Annotated in this window: 10 protein-coding genes, 1 tRNA gene and 1 pseudogene; 5 read left to right on the top strand and 7 right to left on the bottom strand. The window is 61.3% G+C overall.

The genetic code is table 11. From position 1 onward, the window contains the following. The 3 genes and pseudogenes from QZ332_RS10815 to QZ332_RS10805 form a co-directional block, all read left to right on the top strand. Positions 1–245 (top strand): annotated as a pseudogene (locus QZ332_RS10815) (site-specific integrase); the annotation flags it as partial. Between the two features lie 109 nt (positions 246–354). Continuing rightward, positions 355–822, top strand: coding sequence for a hypothetical protein (locus QZ332_RS10810; RefSeq protein WP_295765194.1), 468 nt, complete (start codon positions 355–357; stop codon positions 820–822). A 162-nt stretch (positions 823–984) separates the two neighbouring features. Beyond that, positions 985–1,386: a hypothetical protein gene (locus QZ332_RS10805; RefSeq protein ID WP_295765192.1), complete on the top strand. Its 402-nt coding sequence runs from the start codon at positions 985–987 to the stop codon at positions 1,384–1,386. Between the two features lie 60 nt (positions 1,387–1,446). Here QZ332_RS10805 and QZ332_RS10800 read toward each other — a convergent pair whose 3' ends face one another. After that, positions 1,447–4,395 (bottom strand): hypothetical protein, encoded by a 2,949-nt coding sequence (locus QZ332_RS10800; protein ID WP_295765190.1) that lies wholly within the window; start codon positions 4,393–4,395, stop codon positions 1,447–1,449. A 443-nt stretch (positions 4,396–4,838) separates the two neighbouring features. On the opposite strand from QZ332_RS10800, the gene QZ332_RS10795 reads away from it, so the two are divergent. Next, positions 4,839–5,468, top strand: a complete 630-nt coding sequence (locus QZ332_RS10795; protein ID WP_295765189.1) for a site-specific integrase — start codon at positions 4,839–4,841, stop codon at positions 5,466–5,468. A gap of 110 nt (positions 5,469–5,578) precedes the next feature. Here the strand turns inward: QZ332_RS10795 and QZ332_RS10790 are convergent. Next, positions 5,579–5,655: transfer RNA gene (locus QZ332_RS10790), tRNA-Arg, on the bottom strand. Between the two features lie 430 nt (positions 5,656–6,085). Here QZ332_RS10790 and thrS point away from each other — a divergent pair. Next, positions 6,086–7,843, top strand: coding sequence for a threonine--tRNA ligase (gene thrS / locus QZ332_RS10785; RefSeq protein WP_295765187.1), 1,758 nt, complete (start codon positions 6,086–6,088; stop codon positions 7,841–7,843). 206 nt (positions 7,844–8,049) lie between these two features. On the opposite strand, the gene QZ332_RS10780 is transcribed toward thrS, so the two are convergent. From QZ332_RS10780 to QZ332_RS10760, 5 genes are all read right to left on the bottom strand, one after another. After that, on the bottom strand, positions 8,050–10,485 hold the full coding sequence (locus tag QZ332_RS10780; protein ID WP_295765185.1) for a glycogen/starch/alpha-glucan phosphorylase: 2,436 nt from the start codon (positions 10,483–10,485) through the stop codon (positions 8,050–8,052). Between the two features lie 8 nt (positions 10,486–10,493). Beyond that, complete coding sequence (glgA, locus tag QZ332_RS10775; protein WP_295765183.1) at positions 10,494–12,470, bottom strand: glycogen synthase GlgA; 1,977 nt, start codon at positions 12,468–12,470, stop codon at positions 10,494–10,496. Between the two features lie 179 nt (positions 12,471–12,649). Further along, entirely contained in the window at positions 12,650–13,762 is a 1,113-nt protein-coding gene (glgD, locus tag QZ332_RS10770; protein WP_295765181.1) for a glucose-1-phosphate adenylyltransferase subunit GlgD, read from the bottom strand. Continuing rightward, entirely contained in the window at positions 13,759–14,964 is a 1,206-nt protein-coding gene (locus QZ332_RS10765; protein ID WP_295765179.1) for a glucose-1-phosphate adenylyltransferase, read from the bottom strand. Before QZ332_RS10765 ends, glgD begins: the two co-directional genes overlap by 4 nt. Next, positions 14,961–15,571: alpha amylase C-terminal domain-containing protein (locus QZ332_RS10760; RefSeq protein ID WP_295765177.1), on the bottom strand; the 611-nt coding region annotated here is incomplete at its 5' end. The genes QZ332_RS10760 and QZ332_RS10765, both read right to left, overlap by 4 nt.

The raw sequence follows: 15,571 nt of genomic DNA, 5'->3' as shown, positions 1-15,571 counted from the left end.
CAGATTTCAAACCCAAGCGGGGCAAGCGCCGCTACTGGGGCAGCGGATACTTGGGGCAGACCAAAAGTGGGCGCTGGAACGGAAGGTATACGGTGACCTGGCCCGATGGAACAAAGCGTACCCGAGACATCTACGCTGACTCAGAGAAAGAATGTGAAAAGCTGCTGGCAGTAATGATAACCGAAATGAAATCGGAGGTGGCCGCTGAAAAGGAGCGGCTGAGGGCAGAGAATAGGGCAAGCTGAGAACTGCGGCCCACCGGGATACCCCGGTGGGCCGGTTTTCTCTGTCTGTGGGCAAATATGTGGTCAAGGAGTACCCAGCCGTACCAAGCAAGCAGAAATTGTCACGAGAATGGCAGGTTTGAAACAGATAATGGGGATTTTCATGACCATAAATCAGTCCTTATCCTCAGAGCAGCGTGTGCGCTGGTACAGACAAAGAGCGGGTGGTCAATTTTTGGCTCTGCAAGACCGGAAGGATTTTTCTCAAAATGTACGGAATGAGAATTATGCCGAAACCGGAGGTGAACTCACTAGTCGAAAAAAGAGCAGCCGCCGTGATATGCTCTATAATTGTCTTTTTTACAACGGGTATTTATCTAAACGCCTTCACTTAACCGCCGTAAAAGAAAGAATTTTGGCGGTGAACGATATTCACCCCGTGGTGCAGCCGATATCTTCCCCCAAAATCTCGGGGCTATCGAACAAATATGCTATAAGGCCCGTAGAGGCCCCTACAAGCGACGTTAGCGCTTTAGCGGTGTTTCCTATATACTCCCAAACGATAAAACGCCGTAGCGGGCCTTTATGGGGCTTCTAGGAAATGCCGCCAGTTTTGGCAGTATTGCAGGAAGTTGCAATGCAGGTCAGTCCAAATCTGGACCGTCCCCCTTTTGAAACGTTCTCAAAAGGGTCTCCTCAAAAATGAGGAGACCCCGCAAAATAAAGCAATTTCCAAGAGGCTTCGCTGCTCCATTTTCCTGTGGAACAGAAAGTATGTTCTATTGACAAGCACCCTATAATGGAAAGTGAGGTGATGACCATGCTGGACGAAAAGGATTTACAGGCAATCGCACAACTGATTAAAGCCCAGGTGAACCCTATCAACAAGCGTCTGGACACTCTGGAGAGGACCACGGCCACCAAGGACGACCTTGCGGCTATGGAAAAACGGGTCCTGGAACAGTCCACCGTCAATATGCAGGTTCTGCTAGAGGGACTCGTTGACCCTAAATTCAACTTACTGGCTGACGGTCAAAAACTCATTCAAGAAAAAATGCTCCCGATGGAGGCCCTTGACGATGCAGAGGACCGGCTTGACGTGCTGGAGGCGGTCGTCAAAAATCATAGCAGGGAAATCCGGGAATTGAAAAAAGCGCAGTAAGCAAGCGGGAGAGCCACGAACGGCCCTCCCGCTTTTCTCACCATATTTGGGGAGCAAAGATTAGATCATCACTCCGCCCGGCATAAGGTCAACGCCTCTCTGATGTTGTGCCCGCTCGACGGACCGCATGAGTGTTTTCCCGTCCAGGTGTACGCCATAGTCCTGGTTATTAATAGCGTCTACTATGGCTCCTGCTCCGGCGTTGATTGCGGCGATAACGGCGGAATAATCCTGCCTCCCCTGTTCCTCCCGGAAGGTTTCACGGAGGATATTTTGCGGGGCTATGATTTCGGGGTTGCTCCGTGCGTTCGGATATTCTCCCATCAAGGCCAGCGTCGGAGACTTCACCACGCCGCCGTTTGCAAAAGCCATAGCGGGCAGCGCAAGCGGGGCCATGTGGGGGATAGCGGCGGCAACAGCGGCAGCCCCGCCGGAGAGGACAAAAGCGGTCACGCCAGCGCCCGCCAGGGCCACAGCTCCCGCAGGTGCGGCCCTGGATCTATTTGCGCTCCACCAAGAGCTTATCCTCTCTCCAATGCTCTGCATCAGCCCGACAAAGCCGTCCCACACAGAAGAAAACGCCGACATAAGATTTTGAACTAATCCTGAACCGGCCTTTGCCGCCGTCTCAATAAGGCTGCCGCCCCACGAACCAATGGCGTTGCTTGTCTGGTTCACCCAGGAGACAATGGACGCTCCCAGGGAGGTCAGAACAGGGACGGCGGCGGACCCTAAGTAATCGAGGGTCGTCCCGAAATTCTTTGCAAGGTTCGGCCCCCAGGCCCCAAGAGCGGCGGCTGTGACTGTAAAGAAAGACCCAAAGGTCTGGGCGGTCGGCAGCAGGGCAAGCGGCGTAACTTTTGGGAGAAATTCAATGACCGCAGAGAAATTCGTTTTGATATTTTCGCCCCACGTGGATAAAGTGCTTTGTGTGGCCGTGACGAAGGAGGAAAATTTCTGCTGAAGCACCTGGAGCTTTTCACTCATGCTTGCTTCCAAAGAAGTAAACGCCGCTCCAATCGCCGCCAGTCCGGACAACAATACAGAACTATCTATAGCAGGGGCGGGAATGGGATTCTGCGCCCACCCCGGGACGGGCAAAGGTGAAAGCGCCCACTCCGGCAAGGTAAGGGCCTCAAAGGCCGGGGCCGGGATGATAGAGGGTATCCACTCCGGCGCTTTCAGCAGCGCCCCCACAAAGCTGGGAATCAGCAACTTTTCAAAAACGGGAGCGGGGACCACGGAGGGAAACCACGCCGGAGATTTCAGCAGTTCTCCAACCAGCTCCGGGAGGCGGACCGGCTCAAATGTCGGGCTTGGTATCACGTCCGGGACCCAGGACGGGGAAGGTAACTTTTGCCCCAAAAGGTCAGGGACAGGAAGCGGTTCAAAGACAGGGGCGGGCACATACCCCGGCTCCCAAACCGGAGAGGGCATTTTCTCCCCTACGAGGTCCGGCAGTAACACAGGCTCAAAGGCTGGGCTTGGAACAAGGCCGGGGACCCATTGCGGGGAAAGAAGCCGCTCCCCCGCAAGGCTCGGTACTTCCAGAGGTTCAAAAGCTGGGGCCTTGACAAGCTCCGGGACCCACGCCGGGGCTTTGAGCTTTACGCCGGACAGCTCCGGCAGCGTGACGGGTGCAAACTCCGGGGCCGGGACCGGATTCGGGGACCATTCCGGGGAAGGTATCTTATCCAGGTTCGGGAATTTGATTTCGGGAAATTTTAAATCGCTCTTGACTTCCTCAAACCGGAAGTTTCCTAAATCGCCAGAACCGCCGCCGCCCAAAGGCGAGTCCTTCTCAATTACGTTCAGTTCGTCGATGCCAAGAAGAACGCTTTTTAATTTCTTGGCGGAGTTGGTCAGCTTGTCCGTGGAGGACGCAGAACCGTCTACGGATTCCGCAAAATCCTTGTACTCCTTTTTGGCTTGCAAAACATAGTCCTCGCCTAAAAATGCCGCTACGATCCTTGCAATGAAGTTCAGCACGGAGGCTAGCCCGTCCAGGATAGCAGTTATAACAGGCTCAATCGCCATCAGGACCGGGAGGACAGCGGCGGTCAGGGCGTCCACCACGTATTGAACGGAAGTAACGATTTTTGACAGGGTTTCGTTTACCCTCTCGTTCTTTTGCGCCACGGTCCCAAGGTTCTCCGCAACGGCATTTGTCAGGCGGGATATCATGCGGAAAATGATAAAATTCGCGGTCAGGCGCTTCAATCGGTCCACAAGGCGGTCGAGGCCGCTTGCGCCCTGGTCCCCGGCCCGCTTTAAGGTGTGCCCTAGCCGCTCCGCCTCTTTCGTTGCGCCGCCAAGTTCGGTTTCTACACGCTTTGCCGCCCTAGCCACGTTGTCAACGCCAGCCGAAGCCTTTTGGACTTTTTGAGCGGCCCCGGCCAGCTTGTCAGTGCTTCCCCCGGTCCGCTCCAAGGATTTTTGTACCTTCTCCGCAGCCGCCGCAAGCTGTTCGCAAGAGGCCGCCGCCTTTTTGATGCTTTCACTGTCTACAGAGGCGGCGGGGGCCTGGGGGATTTTTGCAAGAGCCGCCGCTACCTGCTCTATAGGGGCTGCTGCTCCCTGCATCCCTGTTTCAAGGCTCTTTCTTAGTTGCCGGATTTTATTGTCGGCGGCGTCAATTGCGCCGGATAACCGTTCGATTTCCTTTTCCGTCCGCCGCACTTCTTCCTCGACTGCGGCGGCGGTTGCGGGGCTTCCAACTCCACGATACTGTTGCATTGCCTCCAATCGTTCTTGCAGCTTTAACACGGAGTCAGCGGAAGATTCCGCTTGCTTTTCAAGACGGGCAATTTCAGCCTCTATTTTCGCCGTGGAAGTACTTGGCGCCTGCGTCGGGCTTTTCATCTGCCTGGACAGCTTCTCCAGCCCTGGCACCTTCGTGGCCTGCCCCAGCTTTTGCAAGGAGGCCGTCAGGCGGTCGATCGCTCCGGCGGCGGCGGTGGACGATGCTTCGATCTCAATTTGCAGTTTGTCGATGGTGGCGTCCGCCATGCGTTCAGCTCCTTTCTCCGAAAATGAAAAAGGGGGCCAGCTACCCAAAGTTCAGGTAACTGGCCCCGCTCGGCCCTTCCCATCCACCGCTTAGGATGAGGATTTGCTCTTTTCAACTTTTAGCCGATAAATTCTGGTAGTTTCTTCTCTCCGTGGTACGATTTCAACCCGGTCACCGGAGTTTAAAATACGCTCAATAAGTGCGATATCGCTAGGATTTAATTTTATCATTCTCCCCCCTGCTGACTGATTAGCGCCGCTTGCAGTCCTCTCACCTGTGCCCGTTTCTTTTGCATTTCTTCCTCGCTAAAGGCGGCGGGCTGATTCTTTCCCCAATCCTTCCCGGCTTCTACCATCTGCCGCATATACAGCTCTGCAAGTAATTCCTTGTACCCTTCAACGTGGCCCGAAAGGCAATGCTCCCCAAGGCCCAGCATAAAGAAGTGAACTATTTCCAGCCGGAACAGGTTGCCGCCATCCGTGACGCTTTGGAGCTGGAGCCCATCAAATGGAGGACCCTTATACACATGCTGCTGATTACCGGCGCAAGGCGCGGGGAAATCCTGGGCCTGAAGTGGGACAAGGTATTCTTTGAGGAAAACAAGGTCCAAATCTGCAACAATGTTCTTTACAGAGCGGACCGGGGAGTTTATGAAGACACGCCGAAAACCTCGACCTCCGGGCGGTTTATCGCTCTCCCGGCGGAGACAATGCAGCTGCTGCGGCAATACAGAGCTTGGCAGAATGAGGAACGGCTACGCCTGGGCGAATATTATGACTACCAGGGCTTCGTATTCTCCCAGGACAACGGGAAGCCCATGCACCCGGACAGCGTGACCTCTTGGTTAAGCAAATTCTCCAAGCGCCACGGCTTCCCCCATGTCAATCCGCACGCTTTCCGCCACACAATGGCCTCCATGCTCTACTTCAACGGCGTCGATAGTGTTTCGATCTCGAAGAGGCTTGGACATTCCAAAGTGAGCACGACCACGGATATCTATGCCCACGTCATAGCGGCGGCGGACCAAAAGAGCGCCGACATCCTGGCTGATATCTTCTTGAAAAAGGCTTGAATTTTTACAGCGAGTTGAATTAAAGTTGAATTTTGAAAGGGCGGCAAGAATTAAAGCTACCTGAAAAATACAGAAAACCCGCCGATTCACTAAGAATCAGCGGGTTTTACTGGTACGCCCTGAGGGATTCGAACCCCCGGCCTTCTGGTCCGTAGCCAGACGCTCTATCCAGCTGAGCTAAGGGCGCACATACTGCCCTCTCATGAGAGCTTCCTAATGATAGCACATACGTTTTGAAAATGCAAGTCCTTTTTCCGATTTCTCTCGGATTTTTTATCAGCGGCATGATGCCCCCAGCAAGACGCCGCTTGACATTTCCGCCATACGGTGATATAGTAGGACCCATCAAATCGGTGATGACGGAGAAGGACCGCCCGCATCCTCTGCAGAGAGGGGCGCGCTTGCTGGAAGCGCCCTAGGGGGGACGGCGGCTGTACCACTCCTGAGCTGCCCGGGATGACCGGGCCGGGACCTCCCGTTACAGAGGACACGAGCGGCGGACCGCACGGCGGACCGCAAGCAGGGTGGGACCGTGGAATACGTCTTTCGTATCCCACCCCTGATCTTCATCAGGGGTGGGTCTTTTCGTCCCCGCCCCACGACAAGGAGGATTCATCATGAGCGCAGAGAACGATCTGTACACCTTTGAAAACGAGACCTACCGCAAGACCTATTGGCATACCTGCTCTCACATCCTGGCCCAGGCCGTCAAGCGCCTGTACCCCGACGTGAAGCTGGCCATCGGCCCCTCCATCGACGAGGGCTTCTACTATGACATGGACTCCCCGTTCCCCTTCACCCCCGAGATCATGGAGCAGATCGAGGGCGAGATGCGCAAGATCTGCAAGGAGAAGCTGAAGCTGGAGCGTTTCGAACTGCCCCGGGCGGAGGCCGTCAAGTTCATGGAGGAGAAGGGCGAGCCCTATAAGGTAGAACTCATCAACGACCTCCCGGAGGACGCCGCCATCAGCTTCTACAAGCAGGGCGAGTTCACGGACCTCTGCGCCGGCCCTCATCTGGACTCCACCGGCCGGGTGAAGGGCAACGCCATCAAGCTCACCGCCTGCAACGCCGCCTACTGGCGGGGCGACTCCGAGCGGGAGACCCTCCAGCGCATCTACGGCATCGCCTTCCCCAAGAAGGACGAGCTGGACGAGTACCTGGCCCGCATCGAGGAGGCCAAGAAGCGGGACCACCGCCGTCTGGGCAAGGAGCTGGGCCTGTTCATGCTCCGGGACGAGGGCCCCGGCTTCCCCTTCTTCCTGCCCAAGGGCATGACGCTGAAGAACACGCTCCTGGACTACTGGCGGCAGGTCCATAAAAAGTACGGCTACGTGGAGATCTCCACCCCCATCATGCTGAACCGCCAGCTTTGGGAGCGTTCCGGCCACTGGGACCACTACAAGGCCAACATGTATACCACCGTGATCGACGAGGTGGACTTTGCCGTCAAGCCCATGAACTGCCCCGGCGGGATGCTGGTCTACGCCAGTGAGCCCCATTCTTACCGGGACCTGCCCCTGCGGGTGGGGGAGATCGGCCTGGTCCACCGGCACGAGCTGTCCGGCGCGCTCCACGGCCTGTTCCGGGTGCGCTGCTTCAACCAGGATGACGCCCACGTCTTCATGACCCGGGAGCAGATGCAGGACGTGATCCAGGAGACGGTGCGCCTGTTCGACGAGGTCTATTCCACCTTCGGCCTGAGCTATACCATCGAGCTGTCCACCATGCCCGAGGACCACATCGGCACCGAGGAGGAGTGGGAGCGGAACCAGGACATCCTGAAGGCCGCCATCTCCGACATGGGCAAGGACTTCGTCATCAACGAGGGGGACGGCGCGTTCTACGGTCCCAAGCTGGACTTCCATCTGGCCGACTCCCTGGGCCGGACCTGGCAGTGCGGCACCATCCAGCTGGACAGCCAGCTGCCGGAGCGTTTCGAGCTGGAGTATACCGGCGAGGACGGCCAGAAGCACCGCCCCGTCATGATCCACCGGGTAGTGCTGGGCTCTATCGAGCGTTTCATCGGCGTCATCACCGAGCACTTCGCCGGGGCCTTCCCGGTCTGGCTGAGCCCCGTCCAGGTGAAGGTCCTGACCGTCACCGACCGGGCGGACGCCTATGCCGCTGAGGCCGCCGCCGCCCTGGACGAGCAGGGCTTCCGGGTGGAGACCGATGTCCGCAACGAGAAGATCGGCAAGAAGATCCGGGAAGCCACCCTGGAGAAGGTCCCCTACATGCTGGTGGTGGGGGACCGGGACGTGGAGGCCAAGACCGTCTCCGTCCGTACCCGCGCCGGTGAGGATCTGGGCGCCATGAGCCTGGAGGACTTCGCCGCCAAGCTGAAAGCGGAAGTCGACGCCAAGACCCTGTGACCAAAGCACAAAGCATCGAAAAAGGGCCGTATCCGTAAAGGATGCGGCCCTTTTAGAGTGTCAAAAAACAGGGGGGTCCACCGGCGGGAAGGGAGAGCGTCACGAGAGGGACCCAGGAAGGGTCCCTCTCGCATAGCCTTGGCTGCCGCCGCTCCGGCGTTCGGGACTGCCGGGCTGCCGGAGCGGGCGGGTCCTCTTGGCCCCGCTCAGGAGAGCGCGCGGTGGGGGACATGCCAGATGTTTTCGGCGTACTGCGCGACGGCCCGGTCGGCGGCGAAGATGCCGCTGCGGGCGATGTTGTGCAGGCTCATGCGGTTCCACAGCTCGGGATGGGCATAGGTCTCCACCATGCGCGCCTCCGCGTCGCAGTAGGACTGGAAGTCCGCCAGGAGCAGGTACTCGTCGGCGGGGCTGCCGCCCATGCCCAGCAGCAGCCGCTGATACAGGTCGTCATAGCTGACGCCGTCCCGGAAGCCGGTCCGCAGGGCGTCCATGGCCCGGCGGAGGCGCTCATCCCGGTTGTACCAGCGCTGGGGCACATAGCCCTCCCGCTTCAGGTGCTCCACCTCGTCGGCATGGAGGCCGAAGAGGAACATGTTCTCGTCCCCCAGCACCTCGTGCATCTCCACGTTGGCGCCGTCCAGGGTGCCGATGGTCAGGGCGCCGTTCATCATGAACTTCATGTTGCCGGTGCCGCTGGCCTCCTTGCCGGCGGTGGAGATCTGCTGGCTGACCTCGCTGGCGGGCATCAGCACCTCCGCCAGGGAGACCCGGTAGTTCTCCAGGAAGACCACCTGGAGCTTATCCTTGCAGATGGGGTCGTGCTCGATCTGGTCGGCCAGGGAGTTGATCAGACGGATGATCCGCTTCGCCACCTCGTAGCCCGGCGCCGCTTTCGCGCCGAAGAGGAAGGTGTGGGGCTGGACGATGGCGCTGGGATCGTCCCGCAGCTTCTGATAAAGGGCGATGATGTGCAGCACGTTCAGGAGCTGGCGCTTGTACTCGTGGAGGCGCTTCGCCTGCACGTCGAAGATGGCGTCGGGGTTCAGGATGACGCCCCGGCTCCGCTTGGCGTGGACAGCGAGGAGCTCCTTGTTCTTCCGCTTGATCTCCGCCAGGCGGTCCAGCACGGCCTTGTCGTCCGCGAAGGCGTCCAGCTTCTGGAGGACGGAGGCGTTGGAGAGGTAGGCGTCCCCGCCGGTCAGCTCCTTTATGAGGCTGTCCAGGCCGGGGTTGATCTCGCTGAGCCAGCGGCGGTGGTCGATGCCGTTGGTGACGTTCTGGAACTTCTGGGGCTCCATGCCGCAGGCGTCCTTGAAGACGTCGCTGCGCAGGATGTCGGAGTGGAGGGTGCTGACGCCGTTGACCGCCATGCCACCGGCGATACACAGGTTCGCCATGCGGACCTGGCCGTCCCAGATGATGGCCATCCGCTTGGTCTTGGCGGGATCGTGATAGAAGTCCTCCACCCGCTTCTGCCAGCGGTTGGAGATCTCCTGGATGATCTGCCAGATGCGGGGCAGGCGGCGCTCCATCAGGGTCTGGGGCCAGCGCTCCAGGGCCTCGGCCAGGACCGTGTGGTTCGTATAGGCCACGGAGTGGGTGGTGATGTGCCACGCCTCGTCCCAGTCCATGCCGGTGTCGTCGATGAGCACCCGCATCAGCTCCGGGATGACCAGGGTGGGGTGGGTGTCGTTGATCTGGATGATGTTCTTCTCATGGAAGTTCTTCAGCGTCCCGTAAGTATCCAGATGCTTGGCGGTGATGGATTGGACCGTGGCGGAGACGAAGAAATACTGCTGCTTGAGGCGGAGGGACTTCCCCTCGATGTGGTTGTCGTCGGGGTAGAGCACCTTGGCGATGGTCTCGGCCATGGTCTCCTCCTCGGAGGCTTTCAGATACTCGCCGCGGCCGAACAGGCTCATGTCGATGGGCTTGGTGGGCCGGGGATCCCACAGGCGCAGGACGTTGACATGGTCGGTGCCGTATCCGGCGATCTCCATATCATAGGGGATCGCCTGGATCGTGGTGGCGTTCTCGTTGACGGTGTGGAGGTGGCCGTCGGCCCAGAACTCCCGGACCGTGCCGCCGAAGGAGACGGTCTGCGCCTCGGCGGGCTTGGGCAGCAGCCAGGCGGCGCCCAGGTCCTTCCAGTGGTCGGGGAGCTCCACCTGCTGGCCCTCCACGATCTTCTGCTTGAACAGGCCCAGTTCATAGCAGATGGAGTAGCCGGTGGCGGGGATCTCCAGGGTGGTCATGGAGTCCAGGTAGCAGGCGGCCAGACGGCCCAGCCCGCCGTTGCCCAGGGCCGCGTCGGGCTCCATCTCGAAGATGTCGGCGGCCTTGAACCCCATGTGTTCCAGGGCTTCCTTCAGTTGGGGGAGCACCTCCAGGTTATAGGCGTTCTTGATCAGGCTCCGGCCCATGAGGAACTCCATGGACAGGTAGTGGACCTGCTTCTTCTTATCCGTGCGGGTCTTCTTCCGGGACTCCACTTCCCGCATGGCCATCATGTCCCGCAGGACCAGGGCACTGGCCCGCATCATCTCGCCGTCGGTGGCCTCGTCGGCGGCTTTGCCGAAGTTGGTCATCAACTTGGCGGACAGGGCTTCTTCCAGCTGTTTCGTCGTGATCGGTGTCATGGGCATTTTCACTCCGCGGTCTTTTTCTTACCGGCGGTTCCTTTCTTAGCAGTCGTCTTCTTCTCCGCTTTCTTCGCGGGCTTCCCGGACTTCGCGGCGGATCTGGCCGCGGTCTTCCGGGGCTTTTTGGCCGGCGCCTCCGCAGCGGGAGCGGGCTCCTCGGCGGGGGCGGGTTCCTCAGTGGGGGCCTCCTCCACGGCGGGAGCAGGCTCCTCGGCGGGGGCCTCCTCCACGGCGGGAGCGGGCTCTTCGGCAGGGGGTTCCTCTACGGCGGGAGCGGGCTCCTCGGCAGGGACTTCCTCCACAGCGGGAGCGGGCTCCTCAGCAGGGGCTTCCTCCACGGCGGGAGCGGGCTCTTCGGCAGGGGCTTCCTCTACGACGGGAGCGGGCTCCTCGGCGGGAGCTTCCTCCACAGAGGGAGCGGGCTCCTCGGCAGGGGCTTCCTCCACCGCGGGAGCGGGCTCCTCGGCGGGGGCCTCCTCCACAGCGGGAGCGGGTTCCTCGGCAGGGACCTCGGCCGCGCGGCGGGTATCCTCGTGGACAGGCCAGGTCTGGCCGGTGATGGTGGCGTAGATGCGCAGGTACTCCCGGGCGCTGCGGGCCCAGCTGAAGTCGCAGGCCATGGCCCGCTGGCGCAGACGGCCGAAGACGTCGGGATAATCCTTGTACAGGTACACGGCCTCCCGGATGACATGGAGCATATCGGCGCTGGAGTAGTTGGCGAAGGAGAAGCCGTTCCCGGCGTCCCGCCAGGACTCGCAGGCCTGGACGGTGTCCTTCAGGCCGCCGGTCTCCCGGACGATGGGCACCGTGCCGTAGCGCATGGCGATCATCTGGCTCAGGCCGCAGGGCTCGCTCTTGGAGGGCATGAGGAACAGGTCCGCGCCGGCGTAGATCGCCATGGCCAGGTCCTCGTTGTAGTCCAGGCGGATGGACATCCGCCCGGGATACTGCTGCGCGGCCCAGTGGAAGAACTCCTCATACCGCTGGTCGCCGGTGCCCAGGACCACCAGCTGCATGGGCAGCTCCATCATGTCGTGGAGCACCTCGCAGATCAGGTCCAGGCCCTTGTGGGAGACCAGGCGGCTGACCATGGCCACGATGGGGGTGTGGGCCTCCTCCCGCAGGCCGGCCATCCGCTGCAGCTCGGCCTTGCACTCGTCCTTGCCGGACATGTCCTCCTGGGAGAAGTTCTTCAGGATGTGGGGGTCCGTGGAGGGGTCGTAGAGCTTCATGTCGATGCCGTTCAGCACGCCGGAGAGCTTGTTGGAGCACTGGCGCATGATGCCCTCCATGCGGTGGGCGAAGTAGGGCATCTTCAGCTCGTTGGCGTAGGTGGGGGAGACGGCGTTCACGGCGTCGGCGCACAGGATGGCGCCCTTGAGGAGGTTCGCGTCGCCGTCCATCAGCATGGTGCCGTCCTTGACCCAGCCGGCGTCCAGGCCGAAGAGGTCGCCCAGGACATAGGGGTTGTAGCGGCCCTGATATTCGATGTTATGGATGGTGACCACGGTCTTGATGGAGCGGTAGCGGTCCTCCCGGACGCCGTCGTCCTTCAGATAGATGGGCACCAGGGCGGACTGCCAGTCGTTGCAGTGGACGACCTCGGGCCAGAATTTGAAGTGGTCCAGCATCCGCACCACGGCGCGGGAGAAGAAGGCGAAGCGTTCGCCGTCGTCCGCCTGCCCGTAGAGGCTGCCGCGGTCGAAGTACTGCTCGTTGTCCAGGAAATACCAGGTCACGCCATCTTTCTCCATGGAGAAGAGGCCGCAGTAGCTGTGCCGCCACGCCAGGTCCACGTAGTCATAGCACTCGAACCTCAGCTGGCTGCCGAAACGCTCCCGGACCCGCTCATAGAGGGGGAGGACCACGGCCACCTCAGCGCCCTGTTCCGCCAAGGCGGGGGGCAGGGAACCGGCCACGTCGGCGAGACCGCCGGTCTTGCAGAAGGGGACCGCTTCGCTTGTCACATATAAGATCTTCATACACTTACTCCTTTTCGTATCTCTCCCGGCACAGGGAGGCCCGCGGGGTCCGGGGCGTCAGACAGATGGGAGACCGCCGGGACGGCGCTTGCCTTACATTATATCAGATCCTGCGGGCCGGGTCAATCCGGCCTTCCAATCAGAAAAGGGGGACGAGGACGCCCCCCTTTTATCAAGATTCATACCCGGCTGCCCTTCGCCAGGACGATGGGATAGGTCGCGTGGCCCATCAGGGTCCGGCCCGGGAGGATCTCCACGTCCTTGTCCGCGATGATGTAGCTGAGCTGGGCGTCCTTCCGGATGACGCAGCCCTTGAACACCACGCAGTTGCGCACCACCGCGCCGGCCTCCACCGTCACGCCGGGGAAGAGGATGGAATCCTCCACCACGCCCTCGATGGAGCAGCCGTCGCCGAACAGGGAGTTGACGCATTTGCCGCCGTCGCCGATATAGGTGGAGCTGAGGTCCGTGTTCTTGGCCCGGATGGGGCGCTGGGTGCGGAAGAGATCTGCCCGGATGGCGGGATCGAGCAGCTGCATGCTGCGGTCGTAATACTCCTGGACGGAACGGATCTGAGCGGCGTAGCCCTTCCAGATGTAGCTCTGGATCTTCAGATCGCCCTTCCGGGCCTGGAGCACGTCGCCCCGCCAGCTGAGCTGATCCTTGGCCACGCAGTCGTCCACCAGTTCGATCAAGAGCTTCTTGGAGACGACATAGGTGCCCAGGCCCCGGAGGCCCCGAGGCGTGTGGGGATGGATGAAGACCTCCGTGACCCGGCCGCCCTCGCCCACCTGGAAGTAGGTGCCGTCCTCGGTCATGAAGCTGTCGTTGGCGCAGACGGCGGTGATGTCCGCGCCGGACTTCAGGTGCTCCTCATAGATCTCGCTGATGGGCAGGTTCGCCACCAGGTCGCCGTCGATCATGACCACGTAATCCTGGCGGATGCCCTCCAGATAGCTGCGCACGCCGGCCAGGGCCTCGATATGGCCCCGGTAGGGCATGGTGCCCCAGTCGCTGCGGTAGTTGAAGGGGGGCAGCAGCCGCAGGCCGCCGCGCTTGCGGCTCAGGTCCCAGTCCTTGCCGGTGCCCAGGTGGTCCAGCAGGCTCTGATAGTGTCCGTGGAGGACGATGCCCACGTCCGTGGCCCCGGCGTTGACCAGGCTGCTGAGGGCGAAGTCCACCGCCCGGAACCGGCCGCCGAAGGGGATAGAGGCGGAGGAGCGGATGGCCCCCAGCTCCTGGAGGTCGCCGCGCCGCTCGTAAGCGAAAATGATCCCATGCAGTCCGTTCATTTGGACACCTCCTCACCGTTGCGGCTGAGCATGATGCCGGCCTTGGCGTTCCTGCCCTCGGGCAGCTCACAGCCCGGGGCCAGCACCGTCAGGCCCCAGCCCTCCGGCGTGTTTTCCGGCGTACCGCCCACGTGGCAGCCCCTGCCGATCTTGCAGCCCTCGCCCAGGATGGCGTATTCCACCACCGCGCCGGGCTCGACCACGACGCCGGGGAAGAGGACGGAGTAGCGCACCGTCGCGCCCTCGCCCACGGTGACGTTGGGGGAGAGGACGGAGTTCTCCACCATGCCCTCCAGCACGCTGCCGCGGTTCACGGCGCTGTGGGTGACGGTGGAGTTGGCGCCCAGGAAGGCCGGAGGCGCGCTGATGGAGCGGGCGTAGATGGGCCAGGACTGGTCCCGCAGGTCCAGGCCGGACTCGGGGGCCAGCATATCCATGTTGGCGTCCCAGAGGGACTCCAGGGTGCCCACGTCCTTCCAGTAGCCCTCGAAGCGGTAGGCCGCCATGCGCTCTTCGTTGTTCAGCATGGTGGGGATGATGTTCTTGCCGAAATCGTTCTCGGAGCCCTCGGTGGCCTCGTCGTCGATGAGGTACTGCCGCAGGGCCTTCCAGGAGAAGACGTAGATGCCCATGGAGGCCAGGTTGCTCTTGGGCTCCTTGGGTTTCTCGGCGAACTCGGTGATCATGTCGTCGCCGTCCACGCTCATGATGCCGAAGCGGGGGGCCTCGGCCCAGGGGACCTCCATGACGGAGATGGTGCAGGCGGCGCCGGCGGCCTTGTGGCGGGCCAGCATGTCGGAGTAGTCCATCTTATAGATGTGGTCGCCGGAGAGGACGACCACGTAGTCGGGATCGTGCATATCGATGAAGCCCAGGTTCTGATAGATGGCGTTGGCGGTGCCCTTGTACCAGGTGCCGCCCTTGGCGCCCTGATAGGGGGGCAGGATGTGTACGCCGCCGCTGGAGCCGTCCAGATCCCAGGGCTGGCCGCTGCCGATATAGCTGTTGAGCTCCAGGGGACGGTACTGGGTCAGCACGCCCACGGTGTCGATGCCGGAGTTGGTGCAGTTGGAGAGGGGGAAGTCGATGATGCGGTACTTGCCGCCGAAGGGGACGGCGGGCTTTGCCATGTCTCCGGTGAGGACATAGAGACGGCTGCCCTGTCCTCCGGCCAGCAACATGGCAATGCATTCTTTCTTCATGTCTCTTTCAGCTCCTTTGCCTGTTTTTTCGCTCTGGGCTTCTTGGCGGGGGCTTCATCTGCGTCCTTGGCCTTAGGGGGCCGGCCGCGCCGCTTGGGCTCCTTCGCGGCCTCCGTCAGGGCTTTGTCCGCGTCCTTGACCTTAGGGGGCCGGCCGCGCCGCTTGGGCTCCTTCACGGCCTCTGCCAGGGCCTTGGCGGAGGCTTTGGCGGTCTTCCCCGCCGCCTTGACGGCGGTCTCCCCGGCGGCGCGGGCCGCTCCCGCGGCCTTGGCCGGGCCCTCGGCCTTCTTCTTCCTGCCCCGGGGCTTGGGGAACGTGCCTTCGCCCCGCAGGAACACCGCTCCGAAGGCCGGGATGCGGATGGCGGCGGAGCGCTCCTTACCGTGGGAGGGGATGGCCTCCACCGGCACGGGGGCGGTGTCGCCGAAGCCGTCGCCGCCGTATTCGGCTGCGTCGGTGTTGAACACGGGGACGTACTGCTTGTGGTCGGGGACGCCCATCCGGTAGCCTTCGTAAGTATTCGGGGAGAAGTTCACTGCGCAGAGCAGGTCGCGGCCCTTCTTGTCCTTGCGGAGGAAGACGACGACGTTGTTGTGGTTGTCGTCCA

Source organism: uncultured Oscillibacter sp., assembly GCF_910584465.1.
Classification (GTDB): domain Bacteria; phylum Bacillota; class Clostridia; order Oscillospirales; family Oscillospiraceae; genus Oscillibacter.
The sequence above is the reverse complement of the archived record's forward strand: the minus strand, read 5'-3'. Positions and strand labels throughout refer to the sequence as shown.

Excerpts from the sequence above, each read along its gene's own strand:
- glgA (WP_295765183.1), bottom strand. The coding sequence starts at position 12,470 with ATGAAGATCTTATATGTGACAAGCGAAGCGGTCCCCTTCTGCAAGACC.
- thrS (WP_295765187.1), top strand. The coding sequence starts at position 6,086 with ATGAGCGCAGAGAACGATCTGTACACCTTTGAAAACGAGACCTACCGC.
- QZ332_RS10810 (WP_295765194.1), top strand. The coding sequence starts at position 355 with ATGGCAGGTTTGAAACAGATAATGGGGATTTTCATGACCATAAATCAG.
- QZ332_RS10780 (WP_295765185.1), bottom strand. The coding sequence starts at position 10,485 with ATGACACCGATCACGACGAAACAGCTGGAAGAAGCCCTGTCCGCCAAG.
- QZ332_RS10765 (WP_295765179.1), bottom strand. The coding sequence starts at position 14,964 with ATGAAGAAAGAATGCATTGCCATGTTGCTGGCCGGAGGACAGGGCAGC.
- glgD (WP_295765181.1), bottom strand. The coding sequence starts at position 13,762 with ATGAACGGACTGCATGGGATCATTTTCGCTTACGAGCGGCGCGGCGAC.
- QZ332_RS10800 (WP_295765190.1), bottom strand. The coding sequence starts at position 4,395 with ATGGCGGACGCCACCATCGACAAACTGCAAATTGAGATCGAAGCATCG.